The 11,018-nt window shown below is 65.7% G+C and carries 12 protein-coding genes and 1 pseudogene; 6 read left to right on the plus strand and 7 right to left on the minus strand.

Annotated features, from left to right (window positions below; all coding sequences use genetic code 11):
• Window positions 1-230: 230 nt before the first annotated feature.
• Genes E1298_RS37145 through E1298_RS37155 form a run of 3 tightly spaced genes read right to left on the minus strand, consistent with a single transcriptional unit; the run spans window position 231 to window position 1,820 of the window.
• A complete protein-coding gene (locus E1298_RS37145) occupies window positions 231-1,088 on the minus strand; it encodes a helix-turn-helix domain-containing protein (protein WP_131901823.1) in 858 nt (285 codons plus the stop codon).
• Window positions 1,088-1,573, minus strand: a complete 486-nt coding sequence (locus E1298_RS37150; protein WP_131901825.1) for a DUF6879 family protein — start codon at window positions 1,571-1,573, stop codon at window positions 1,088-1,090. Before E1298_RS37150 ends, E1298_RS37145 begins: the two co-directional genes overlap by 1 nt.
• Window positions 1,554-1,820 carry a hypothetical protein gene (locus E1298_RS37155; RefSeq protein WP_131901827.1) on the minus strand — a complete coding sequence of 89 codons (267 nt, stop codon included), beginning with the start codon at window positions 1,818-1,820 and terminating at the stop codon, window positions 1,554-1,556. The genes E1298_RS37150 and E1298_RS37155 overlap by 20 nt, the downstream gene beginning before the upstream one ends.
• Before the next feature lie 744 nt (window positions 1,821-2,564).
• Between E1298_RS37155 and E1298_RS37160 the strand changes: the two genes are divergently transcribed.
• The 3 genes and pseudogenes from E1298_RS37160 (at window position 2,565) to E1298_RS37170 (ending at window position 5,019) form a co-directional block, all read left to right on the plus strand.
• Window positions 2,565-3,137, plus strand: coding sequence for a methyltransferase domain-containing protein (locus E1298_RS37160; protein WP_243726038.1), 573 nt, complete (start codon window positions 2,565-2,567; stop codon window positions 3,135-3,137).
• Window positions 3,138-3,530: 393 nt separating this feature from the next.
• Window positions 3,531-4,523: pseudogene (locus E1298_RS37165) on the plus strand (IS481 family transposase); the annotation flags it as partial.
• A 73-nt stretch (window positions 4,524-4,596) separates the two neighbouring features.
• The gene (locus tag E1298_RS37170; protein ID WP_131901829.1) at window positions 4,597-5,019 is read left to right on the plus strand and encodes a hypothetical protein; all 423 of its coding nucleotides are present in this window, start codon (window positions 4,597-4,599) and stop codon (window positions 5,017-5,019) included.
• A 150-nt stretch (window positions 5,020-5,169) separates the two neighbouring features.
• Here the strand turns inward: E1298_RS37170 and E1298_RS37175 are convergent, their stop codons facing one another.
• Complete coding sequence (locus tag E1298_RS37175; protein ID WP_131901831.1) at window positions 5,170-5,745, minus strand: CGNR zinc finger domain-containing protein; 576 nt, start codon at window positions 5,743-5,745, stop codon at window positions 5,170-5,172.
• 82 nt (window positions 5,746-5,827) lie between these two features.
• Here E1298_RS37175 and E1298_RS37180 point away from each other — a divergent pair, with 82 nt between their 5' ends.
• On the plus strand, window positions 5,828-7,000 hold the full coding sequence (locus E1298_RS37180) for an epoxide hydrolase family protein (RefSeq protein ID WP_131901833.1): 1,173 nt from the start codon (window positions 5,828-5,830) through the stop codon (window positions 6,998-7,000).
• A 71-nt stretch (window positions 7,001-7,071) separates the two neighbouring features.
• On the opposite strand, the gene E1298_RS37185 is transcribed toward E1298_RS37180, so the two are convergent.
• From E1298_RS37185 to E1298_RS37195, 3 genes are read right to left on the minus strand one after another with little or no spacing between them, the layout of a single operon-like run.
• A complete protein-coding gene (locus E1298_RS37185; protein ID WP_131901835.1) occupies window positions 7,072-7,479 on the minus strand; it encodes an RNA-binding S4 domain-containing protein in 408 nt (135 codons plus the stop codon).
• A 9-nt stretch (window positions 7,480-7,488) separates the two neighbouring features.
• On the minus strand, window positions 7,489-8,442 hold the full coding sequence (locus E1298_RS37190; protein WP_131901837.1) for a 1-acyl-sn-glycerol-3-phosphate acyltransferase: 954 nt from the start codon (window positions 8,440-8,442) through the stop codon (window positions 7,489-7,491).
• Window position 8,443: 1 nt separating this feature from the next.
• Window positions 8,444-9,274 (minus strand): patatin-like phospholipase family protein, encoded by an 831-nt coding sequence (locus tag E1298_RS37195; protein ID WP_243726039.1) that lies wholly within the window; start codon window positions 9,272-9,274, stop codon window positions 8,444-8,446.
• 171 nt (window positions 9,275-9,445) lie between these two features.
• Between E1298_RS37195 and E1298_RS37200 the strand changes: the two genes are divergently transcribed.
• Both E1298_RS37200 and E1298_RS37205 read left to right on the plus strand, forming a co-directional pair.
• Window positions 9,446-9,937 (plus strand): hypothetical protein, encoded by a 492-nt coding sequence (locus E1298_RS37200; protein ID WP_131901840.1) that lies wholly within the window; start codon window positions 9,446-9,448, stop codon window positions 9,935-9,937.
• 129 nt (window positions 9,938-10,066) lie between these two features.
• On the plus strand, window positions 10,067-10,684 hold the full coding sequence (locus tag E1298_RS37205; RefSeq protein ID WP_131901842.1) for a DUF3558 domain-containing protein: 618 nt from the start codon (window positions 10,067-10,069) through the stop codon (window positions 10,682-10,684).
• The last annotated feature ends 334 nt before the right edge of the window (window positions 10,685-11,018 follow it).

Raw genomic sequence — 11,018 nt, forward strand, 5'->3', positions numbered from 1 at the left:
CCACGGGTGGTCAAACGCCAGCGTCACAATTCTTTCCGCGTGAAGAAATCTACGGACCATGGAGTGCGACACCCGCGCCCGCCAGAAATCTACCTCTTCAGTCCAGCTGCCTAACTAAATGGCATTGACCCTTCTCCTGACCGTTCTTTTCGACGTCACGGTCATGCTTGCCCACGGTGCGTTCCCTTCAACGAGTGCCATTCGACGTTATGACGCACCTATTCATTCGTCTAGGGAGTTGCTTCTAGTTCCCCGTGTAGGCCATCCCGAGCCGATGCGATCTCTCGCCTGGCCTGGTCTCCATAGACGGCGTGCTCCCTGAGCATGTTGAACATCCGGCCGAAATACATGGTATCTTCGGGGCGCTTTGACGAGTAGGCTCCTGGCCAGAATTCTTGCCTAACCTCTGCTTCATCAAAGAGGTAGAATCCGTCACCTGCCAGTTGCCGCCTCGGCGTATAGAATGGAATGATTCCCAGTGCGAAGTTCGGCTGCGCGGTTAGATCCTCGATAAAGTCCAATTGCGCTGACATGGTCTGCGCATCGCCATAAACGATCCGCAGGGCCGCCGCTTCGAGAATGAGACTGTATGTCCCTCTTCCCTCCGTGACAAGATACTGGCGGGCCAGCCGGTTGCGGGCGGCTTCGTCAACGTCCTCCAGAGGCAACCCGTGAATCCTTGCATTCACGATGAACATTGCCTTTGCATAGTCAAAAGTCTGGATGATTCCAGGGATGATCAGGGGCTCGTAGATCCTCAGGAGTTGCGTGTTCTCGTATTCACGTATTGCGGACAGTTGCAGAGCCGGTTGCCTCATTGCGAGGACCCGTCGCCATTCCGTCCACATTGCTTCGACCTGACGCGCCTCAGCCACCAGTTCAGGGATTAGCGCTTCTACACCGCAGGCTCTAGCCCATGCCCGGATATCCTCCTCAGAGGGCGCCGTGGTCGCATGTTCGATCTTCGACACCTTCGTCTTGTGCCATCCCGCCGTTTTCGCGAGTGCGACACCGCTAAGTCCGGCGTTCTTTCGCAGATCCTTTAGTCTAATAGCAAACGCTTTCTTGGCTGCTTGTGACGGCTGCATCAGGGGTTGTATCTACCGTTCGGGATTGCCAGTCCCCAGGCACGACTGAAAGCTTCAACGCAGAAGCGTACGATCTGCGCGTCCTCGGTGAGTTGGATTTCAGTCCTGTTCCCGGTTCCGTCCAGTACATTGAAGGCGACGATCTTGGAATCAAATATGAAACAATCGTTTCCTGGCAACGGAACGGCAGACACTAGGCGGCGTGGAAGCCATCGCAGATCTTCCTCGGGAACAGCGATCTCCAACGACATCTTCTGGTAATCGGAAAGAGGTTCTGACACGATCTTGATCCGCTGCCAAGTCCGCCCCGCGTCCGTCATCTGGCGGAGGTCATTCCGCCACCCCTCCAGATCAACTTTCCTGCCTTGCTTCCATGCACTGAATGTTTCTTCGTCCGCTCGATAGTAGTCGGCGAGCTCGATCTTGCGGATATCGCGGGCTGTATCGAACAGCTCATCCCGGCGTTCAGTTGAGGTCGATTCCATAGCGCTCCTTGACATACCTTTGAACGAAAGCGGCCATCGTCCTATCCGATATCTCCAAGAACGTCTCGTCTTCCGCAAGATTCGCGAGCTGAGCACGAACGTTCGGTCCACGCTTCTTGCCTTGGACGATCCAGCTCTCAAGATCTGTGGTGTAGAACGTCTCGCATTCCTTACCGTGGCCGGAGTCGGGGTCCTTGGTGTGAAAGGTTAAGGTCAGGTCGGAGTCCTTGCCCGGGTATTTCCCCATGTTGTTTGACCTCCATGTCTTCTCTTGAGACTCACTCACCCTCATTGACAGGGTCAAGGGAGATGCTCGAAGTTGCACGAACGCGTGGCGTGGGAGCCGTCCTTGCCGCCCAGCGGTGGTTCCAGATGCGGGGCGCGAAGGGCGCCCTCGCGCTGCTCAGCTCGATCTCTGAGTTCACGCGAGAGCAAGCCGCGACCCGGCTTCGGGACGCCTCACACGGTCGGGAATCGCAACCGGTGGCCGTGTGGGTCCCGTCCGTGGATGTCCCCCCGGCGTCCATGGGCGGGAGCGCCGTCCGAGCGTGAGACCCCCGAATTCTGTAGCGGAGATCGGGCGCGGTCCGCCGGACAGCGAGAGCGGCCCCGAAACCTCCTGGGGAGACAGGCTCCGGGGCCGATGCCCGGCCGATTCTGTGAGTCTGTTGCCGATTGTGTAGAGGCAGCGACAATGAGTGAGGGGCGGAAGCCAGGGAGTCGGCAGCGGCTGCAACGGGTCGGGAAGGTGTGATGTCGGCGGCTGATGTTCTCGGAGTTGTTCGTCGTGAGCTGTTCATTCCTGACACGATCTGGGTGCCGGTGGAGGGTACCGGCCTGGTTGAGGCCGCTTCGTCGTCAGGACGATCCAGACGGCTGGCGGGAAGAGGTCGCGTCGGAACGCTCGGTGGTCACTCAGGTGGACGATGGGGCCACCGAGCGAGGGGTGTGGCCGACGAGTTCGAGCAGCGCGCCGCACATCATGGCGAAGATGCTCGACGCGCTGGCCCTGCGTCCCGGTATGCGGGTGCTGGAGGTCGGGACGGGGACTGGCTACAACGCCGCGTTGCTTGCTGAGCTGACCGGTGCGGAGAACGTCACGACGGTGGAGGTTGACCCGTCGTTGGCCGATCATGCCAGGCGGGCACTGGAGGACGCCGGGTATCCGGTTACGGTGGTGACCGGTGATGGCATGCGGGGATACCGCCACAACGCTCCTTACGACAGGATCATCGTGACCGCCGCTGTGCGTGAGGTGCCGTACGCGTGGGTGGAGCAGTTAGGGGCGGGCGGGCTGATCCTGGTTCCGTGGGTGGCGTCGTTCCATCCGGATGAGCCGTTGGCGGCGCTTGAGGTGAGGGCAGACGGTACGGCGGAAGGTCGGTTCGGTGCTCCGGCCTGGTTCATGCCCATGCGCAGTCAGCGGCTCCAGCAACAGGCGATCCGGGACACCGAAACACGATGGGCGGCGGCCGGTAAGCCGGAAGCGTCCCGCTACGGGGTCACGGTGACAGCGGACGGACAACGCATCTGGTTGGATTCCCCGGATAACCCGGTCATGTGAAGGGCCGCGGGGCCGGGGAGTCTGGGTTTGCGCCCCGCTCTGCGCGGTGCGCGCTCCCTTCAACGGGCGCCTTTCGACGCTCCGACTCGGTTCCGCTCGGAGCCTTCACCATCGGTCACTACCTGCACCACGTGCCCGACGACGGCGCTAAGGACGGCGGTGCGGCGGTGAAGGGGACCGCCGAGTTCTTCCGGGGCTTGGGCCTGCCGGTGGACGAGGAGTTGCGGACTCAGACGCGGGCGCATGCGAGAACGCGTGTAGCCATCGTGCCTAGGTGTACTGACCATGGACGTTGGTGACGGCGACACGGCTTGATGGGCTTGAAATGAGTGAGGACCTCCTGGCGAGGTGTGTGTCACCACAACACATGCACATCTCGTCCTGGAGGTCCTCATGGTCCACGCTAACGCCAAACTCGCGCCCGCCGGGCGGTTGGAGCCGGCCCGGTGTGTGGCAGAGCAGGGCTGGCCGTTGCGGCGGGCGGCCGAGCGGTTCCAGGTATCGGTCACCACCGCCAAACGCTGGGCCGACCGCTACCGGCAGCTGGGCCCGGCCGGGATGGCCGACCGGTCCAGCCGCCCACACCACCACCCGGCCCGCACCCCCCGCCGCACCGAACGGCGGATCGGCAAACTCCGCGTCACCGCCCGGCTCGGGCCGGCCCGCATCGCCGCCCGGCTGGGCCTGCCCGCCTCCACCGTGCACCGCGTCCTGACCCGCCACCACTGCCCGCCCCTGACCCACCTGGACCAGACCACCGGACGCCCGATCCGCCGGACCGCCCGCCGCTACGAACACGATGCGCCCGGCGATCTGATCCACATCGACATCAAGAAACTGGGCAACATCCCCGACGGCGGCGGCCACAAAGTGCACGGCCGCGCCGCCGGCCGCCGCAACAGCCAACGCACCGACACCGGCGCCCGCCGCTCCGGCGGCAAACCCCTGCTGGGCTACGGCTACCTGCACACCGCCATCGACGACCACTCCCGCCTGGCCTACACCCAGATCCTGCCCGATGAGACCCACCAGTCAGCGGTGGCGTTCTGGCAACGCGCCCACGCCTACTTCACCAACGCCGGCATCACCGTACGCCGAGTACCGACCGACAACGGCCCCTGCCACCGCTCGCACGCCTGGCGCGACATCCTCGCCCACGCCGGCATCGCCCACAAACGCACCCGCCCCCACCGCCCCCAGACCAACGGCAAAGTCGAACGCTTCCACCGCACCCTGCTCCAAGAATGGGCCTACGCCCACCCCTACACCTCAGAAACCCAACGCCGCGCCGCACTTGACCCCTGGCTGCACACCTACAACCATCACCGAGCACACACCGCGCTGGGCGGCCACCCACCCGCCAGCCGCGCCACCAACCTCTCAGGCAGTACACCTAGCGGCGCGACCGCAGGACTCCGTTTCCCAGCAGACGGGCCCCGGTGCGTGGGAGCCTGCCCCCATGGTTGGCGCTGTTGACTGGGACTCCATCGTCGACACCCCCTCGGGCCGGTGGATGGAGCTGGGGCTGCACTGGCACTGCTACACCTGGCGTGGAGCCGGGAAAGACTGGGGCGACGACTCGGCCCGGCACAACGACTCCTCGGAGGTCACGCCGAGTGTCGTGCGGAACTGGCTGAAGAAGAACCCGCGACTGATCCGCGCCACGCACTCCTCACCAGAGGAAGCGGTGGGCTGGCTGCGGGAGCTCTGGACCCCGGTGATCAACGAGGCGATGCACCCCTCCTCGGCTGACTGGGAGTTCCGGTACAAGCTGGCGCTTTACGACCTCAGCGTCGGTACAGACCTCTCCTGGTCGGAGTGGGTACGCGGGCCCTCGGTGATCAGCGTCGGCATCGTCGGGACGAACGAGCGGTGCCACTGACCGTCCGTACGGGCCGGAGACTGCTACGGCGCACCTGATCGTGTCACCTAGGGAGTTGCTTCAAGTTCCCGTATAGGCCATTTGGGACGCACCCAACGCGACAGATGTGTCGCAGGTGCAGGGTCCACATGAATGTACCGAGCGTAACGATCACTCCGGCGATCTGGGATGTTTGCGCTGGTTGGCATTGAAGCGCGCTTTCTTCTGACGATTCCCGCACGTGTTCATGTCACACCATTTGCGGGTGCGACTTTGGCTGGTGTCGAAGAATGCGGCTTGGCAGGTCGGTGATGCACACAAGGCCAATCTTCCGTCTCGTTCGCCTGCAATGATGCTGATCGCATCGGCGGCGATCACACTGAGGGCATCTTCCACGCAAGAGGCCGAGCTGAGCCTCCATTGCCGCTTACCCTCGGGCGTCAGGATCGCAGCGGCCCGACCCTCAGCGCTGCAGTCGTTGATGACTTGGACAGCAGATGCAGGGAGAGCGTCGTGGATCGCGGCCGCTGTCGCGGCGAGGTGAATCGACTCCCTCAGTTCCCGAGCGAGGTCGAGCTGGGCAGTGGTGCAGGAGTCCACAGCGAGGCCGTTCACTGCCAGCCAGTCGACAAGTCGGTGCGGCGTGGGAATACGTTCCACGGCATTGCCGTTACGCTCCGTCACGGTCGCAGTGAAGCTGGTCGCTAGCACGTTGCCCAGGCGAAAGTCAGGGAACCCAGCACGCATGGAACCACCTTAGCCGGTTGCAGCTGACATGATGACATGCTAGAACCGTCTTAGGCGGTTCCGCGATGGCCAGGAGGGTCTCATGCCCCGTCCAACCAGCGACGTGCAAGCATTTGAAGCCCACGCAACTGACGCTGACCTCGACGATCTGCACGCGCGACTAGCCGCGGCGCGGCTACCGGAGGCCGAGACGGTCTATCGCGCCGCGCCCGACCCTCGCCGATGGGAACAGGGCGTTCCTCTCGCCGACCTGGTCGATGTCGTGAACTACTGGCGCACCGGGTACAAGTGGCGGTCGTTCGAAGAGCACCTTAACCGTATCGGTCAGTTCCGCACGACCATTGATGGCCTAGGAATTCACTTCCTGCACCGCCGATCCTCGCGCGCGGATGCCACTCCTTTGATCTTGACGCACGGCTGGCCAGGCAGCATTGCCGAGTTCATCGATGTAGTAGACGAGCTGGCAGATCCGAAGGATGCGGACGCGCCGGCGTTCCACGTGGTGGTTCCGTCGCTGCCAGGCTTTGGTTACAGCGACAAGCCGGCCGCCACCGGGTGGGGAACCGAAAAGATCGCAGCCGCATGGGTGGAACTGATGGGAAGGCTCGGCTACAGCAAGTTCGCAGCCCACGGCGGCGACTGGGGAGGTAATATCACCACGGTTCTCGGTGGCAGATTCCCGGCGCACGTTATCGGCATCCACACAACGTTCGCGGAGGCACCGCCCGGGTTGACAACGGACGGGCTGACGGCGGTCGAGCGCAAGTGGACCGAGGAGACCCGCGATTTCTGGCGCTACCGCGCGGCGTACGCGAAGCAGCAGGCCACCCGACCGCAGACCATCGGCTACTCGCTCGTCGACTCACCGGTCGGACTCCTTGCCTGGATCCTTGACAAGTTCGCCGAGTGGTCAGACACCGAAGACAGCCCGTTCGAGACGATTTCCAGAGACAGCATTCTTGACGATGTCACCCTCTATTGGCTGACGCGGACCGGCGCATCGGCGGCCCGCATCTACTACGAAAGCCATAACTCGCTGGATCCCGAACTCCGGGTCGACGTCCCGTCGGCGATCAGTATGTATCCCCGCGACATCGAGAAGTGTCCGCGCCCCTGGGCACAGGAGCGGTACCGACAGATCGTCCGATGGAGGTCGCCCGAAAGCGGGGGACATTTCCCGTCGCTGGAGGTTCCCGAGTATTTCGTCAAAGACCTGCAAGAAGGTTTCGCGGCGGTGCTGGCCGCTCATCGGTGAACGCGGCACTCCCCCGCAGGCAGCCGTGCTCGTCGACCATCACGGTCACGGTCTCGTCGTGGAGGGCGGCGCTATTCGTCCTCGGTGAGGTTGTGGGCGGCGCGGCTCTGGTCGAGGGCGCGGAGGCGGTCAAGTTCGCGGCGGTCCCGTTTGGTGGGACGGCCGGCGCCGCGGTCGCGGCGTCCGATGGGGATCAGGGCCTCGCGGGGCGGGGGCGGCGGGCTCTTGTCGATCAGGCATTCGGCCGCGACGGACGCCCCGACGCGCTTGCGGACGATGCGCTGGACGATGACGATGCGCTCCCGGCCGTCATGGCGCAGCCGGATCTCGTCGCCCGGACGGACGGTCGTGGCGGGCTTGGCCCGCTCGTCGTTCACGCGGACGTGGCCCGCCCGGCAGGCCGTGGTCGCCATCGAGCGGGTCTTCAGCAGGCGCACCGACCACAGCCACAGATCGACCCGTACCGTCCCCTCTGTCATGCCATGACCCTAGCCGCGGCGGGCGGCTATCCAGGCGTCGGCCAGCTCCCACTGCGTGTACAGCCAGTCGATCTGCGCGTCCTCGGAGCGGGGGACGTCCTCGGACGGGATGCGCCACCAGCGGGCCTGGACCACGCCCGTGAGCGGGACGCGGCGCCACACCTCGGCGGCGGAGGTCATGTGATCGAGGCCGACGTGCGCGACGAACACCACGTCGGCGGACGGGGCGGCGGTGAGCGCGGCGATGACGCCGCCGGAGCGGGGCGGCATCAGGTGGCGCATCCCGGCGGCGCGGGACGCCTCCCGCCAGCGGCGCAGGCGGGTCAGCCTGCGGATCGCGCGGCGGCGGCGCTCCGGGGTGAAGTTGCCGCCCTCGGGGAAGATCACCAGCGCGTCGCGGGGGCCGAGGTCACCGGCGAGCCGCCCGATCTCGCCGGTGGCGCCGCCAGCGGGCGAGACGAAGACGTTCGGCAGGCGGTTGGCGACGATGTCGATGCACGGGTCGAGCTGGAGCTGCGCCTTCATCACGAGCCGGGGGCGGCGGCGGAAGTCGGCGAGCAGATGGTGGACGAGCAGCAGCGCGTCGCCCGGCCCGGCGTGCCGGCTCAGGACGATCACGGGACGGTCGCCCGCCGGACCGTCCCAGCCACCCTCGATCCGGATCCGCAGGCCCAGCTCGCGCTGCGCGACCCGGTACAGGCCGGCGACGTAGCGGCGGATGACGTCGTAGTGCCGGTCGTCGCGGGTGCGGCGGCGGCACCACAGCCAGCCGCACGCGAGGACGGCAGCGGACTCCAGCGTCCCCCAGGTGAGGGCGAACCAGAGCAGGCGCATGGCCCGGCCGCGTCGCCCGGCGACCAGCGAGACCGCGTACGCGAAGGGGAACACGGCGATCACCAGCACGGTCAGCGCGAACAGCAGCGGCGTGCAGAGGACGCGGCGCACGATGGGGGGTGGCAGCATGTCACGTCCGCTCGTCGAGATACCTCAGGGAAGCCCGGTAGGCGCCCTCGATATGGGCGGCGATGCCGGAGGTGCTGCGGTAGCGCATCTGCGCCAGGTCGACGCCGGCCTTCCGCGGCCGGCCCCCGGCGGGCAGGACGTGCACCGTGAGCCCGTCCGGCAGCGCCGCCATCTCCTCGAAGAAGCGGTGCCGCCGCGCGATCTCGAACGCGACCATGCCGACCTCCCAGGGGCGGCGCGGGGGCGCCAGGTCGCGCTCGATGCGGCCCACATGCAGAACATAGATCGTGGTGGCGCCCAGCGCGACGGCGCGTCCGACGGGGATGCTGTGGACGAGCCCGCCGTCGAAATAGTGCCGATCGGCGACGCGGACGGGCGGGAGCAGCCCCGGCGCCGCACAGGACGCCAGCACGGCCGGGATGATCGGCCCTCCGGAGAACCAGTGCGCCATCGCCGTCTCGATGCAGGCGGCGACGCACTGGAACGGGACGGCCAGTTCCTCGAACCGCGGGGCCTTCAGCAGCTCGTCCAGCGTCCGGCGGAGCGGCTCGTTGGAGTGCAGGTGGGTACCGGAGCGGGCCAGCGTCCACAGCCGCGCCCAGACATGGGCGCCGAGCACGTCGCGGACGGAGTCGTCCGACCACATACGGGTGAGCCGCTCAACGGCGGTGTCCGGGTCGGCGGCCACGAACACCCCGTTCAGCGCGCCGATGGACGTCCCGACAACGAGATCGGGACGGACGCCCGCCTCCTCCAGCGCCCGCAACATGCCGACCTCGTGCGCACCGAGCACCCCGCCGCCACCAAGGACGAACGCCACCCGCGCCTTCACCTGACCTCCTCTGACCCTCACCGCAACCTCTCCCCGCGACACCCCCATAAACCAGAACCGTCCAGGGGCACCGGCGCGGCAAAGTCCGTCCCGTGGCACGGTGATCACATCCATACTGTGGGTCACGGCCTTGGCCGGTGTACACGGGTGAGACGGTGGACGGGAGCACAGATGAAGCTCAACCGGTGGCAACCGTGGGCGGAACAGACGCTCAACGACGCCAAGAGCGCGGCGGTCACAGGCGTTGAGTCGCTGGACGGGGATCCCCGCTGTAGCCGCATCACCCTCGCCAATGGTGCGGCGATCCACGTCCAGTGGGTACGGACAGCGCCCCCCACGGGCGACGGCGGCGACGAAGAGAAGATCATCACCGGCGAGGCGCCCGCACCGGTCGACGTCCCGGACGTTCCCGTAACCGGGAAGGTGCCCACAGCGGAGTTGGAGCGGCACCTTGCCGCACTGCTGGCCAACGGCGGAAACCCCGAACTCATCAGTGTCATCGGGTACTCGCAAGACCCGAAGCTGGGGAGCGACCGGCAACCTTTCGGCGTAAGGGTCCTCTGTCATTCCGGCGCCGTGATCTTTGGTCTTTTCCGTCACACACTCGGTGCAGGGCAAACCCCCACGCAAGAGTCGACGTTCAAACAACGGGAGACGCTGTAATGGCGAACCGCCCCCTGCCGTGCGGCGTCCGCATGCCTACCCGATACACCCCCTACTCGCCGTGGCAAGCAGGGGGCCATTCCAGCTCCGCCGGGACCGGTCCCGCTTTCCCGCACCTACGGTCACGGCATGAGCCCCACAGGCCCGGGACCGTTCACGGCTAATCCAGTAGAACGCGTTTCAGCAAGCGCGGTGGCGTTGGTCATGATGCTGGCCGCTGTGGTCGGATGCGGCACGGACGACGACCGTCCGCCGGCGAAGGCGTCCGGAACCCGCACTCCATCCGCCGGCAGCAGTGCCGCGACACCGGCGAGCTCACCATCGGCCGCCGCCCGTACGCTCGCCGAGCTCGTGGAGCATCCCTGCCGGGCCATCGATCCGAAGGACGCCGGTCCCGGCGACCTCGGCATCTTCATCGAAGGCAGGGAAGAGGACCTTCAGAACAACCCCAAGTCATGCGAATGGGGAGCGCGAGGCGGCATGGTGTCCTTCACCCCCTATCCCTCGACCGACATGACCAAGGACAAAAGATTCCAGAACCTCACCGCCGAGGAGATTTCGGGGCACCGAGCGCTGCTCGGCACCCCGACGAGCCGCGGCAAAGGAATGTGCATCGCATTCGTCTCAGTCGGTTCCGGCCAGTCCTTCCGGCTCATGGTCTCGCCCTTCGGAGGGAATGCTCCCGGGCCCGCTGCTCCCGTCCTGGCCACCAACTTCGCCATGGCGATCCTGAGTCACCTCAGCTGACAGCGACTTTGGGGTGCTCGAAGCGCTCTCAACTCCTGCCGTCCGTCGCACGTCGACCATGAGAAGGCGCACCATGCCTTGTTGAGGGAGCTGACAAGCGGGTCGTCGATCTCGCCGGCCCCCGGTATACCGGTCAGTTCGGAGCCCACCTTCTGGAAGGGCCCGGCAACCTCCGCCTCGATGTCACCCATGCCTCGGTCGTTACCACTAGAGGACTTCAACTGTTGGGGTTACGGTAGTTTGAGGTCCAGGCCGGTGCGGGCGAGGAATCCCGCACAAAGTTCGGGTCGGTACTGCATACGTTTTAGGCGGTTCCTCACCAGGATGCCGAGCT

Origin of the sequence: Actinomadura rubrisoli (assembly GCF_004349215.1) — a bacterium.
In the GTDB taxonomy this organism is placed as follows: Bacteria; Actinomycetota; Actinomycetes; order Streptosporangiales; family Streptosporangiaceae; genus Spirillospora; species Spirillospora rubrisoli.

Excerpts from the sequence above, each read along its gene's own strand:
- E1298_RS37150 (WP_131901825.1), bottom strand. The coding sequence starts at position 1,573 with ATGGAATCGACCTCAACTGAACGCCGGGATGAGCTGTTCGATACAGCC.
- E1298_RS37175 (WP_131901831.1), bottom strand. The coding sequence starts at position 5,745 with ATGCGTGCTGGGTTCCCTGACTTTCGCCTGGGCAACGTGCTAGCGACC.
- E1298_RS37170 (WP_131901829.1), top strand. The coding sequence starts at position 4,597 with ATGGTTGGCGCTGTTGACTGGGACTCCATCGTCGACACCCCCTCGGGC.
- E1298_RS37180 (WP_131901833.1), top strand. The coding sequence starts at position 5,828 with ATGCCCCGTCCAACCAGCGACGTGCAAGCATTTGAAGCCCACGCAACT.
- E1298_RS37155 (WP_131901827.1), bottom strand. The coding sequence starts at position 1,820 with ATGGGGAAATACCCGGGCAAGGACTCCGACCTGACCTTAACCTTTCAC.
- E1298_RS37160 (WP_243726038.1), top strand. The coding sequence starts at position 2,565 with ATGCTCGACGCGCTGGCCCTGCGTCCCGGTATGCGGGTGCTGGAGGTC.
- E1298_RS37200 (WP_131901840.1), top strand. The coding sequence starts at position 9,446 with ATGAAGCTCAACCGGTGGCAACCGTGGGCGGAACAGACGCTCAACGAC.
- E1298_RS37190 (WP_131901837.1), bottom strand. The coding sequence starts at position 8,442 with ATGCTGCCACCCCCCATCGTGCGCCGCGTCCTCTGCACGCCGCTGCTG.
- E1298_RS37185 (WP_131901835.1), bottom strand. The coding sequence starts at position 7,479 with ATGACAGAGGGGACGGTACGGGTCGATCTGTGGCTGTGGTCGGTGCGC.
- E1298_RS37205 (WP_131901842.1), top strand. The coding sequence starts at position 10,067 with ATGAGCCCCACAGGCCCGGGACCGTTCACGGCTAATCCAGTAGAACGC.
- E1298_RS37145 (WP_131901823.1), bottom strand. The coding sequence starts at position 1,088 with ATGCAGCCGTCACAAGCAGCCAAGAAAGCGTTTGCTATTAGACTAAAG.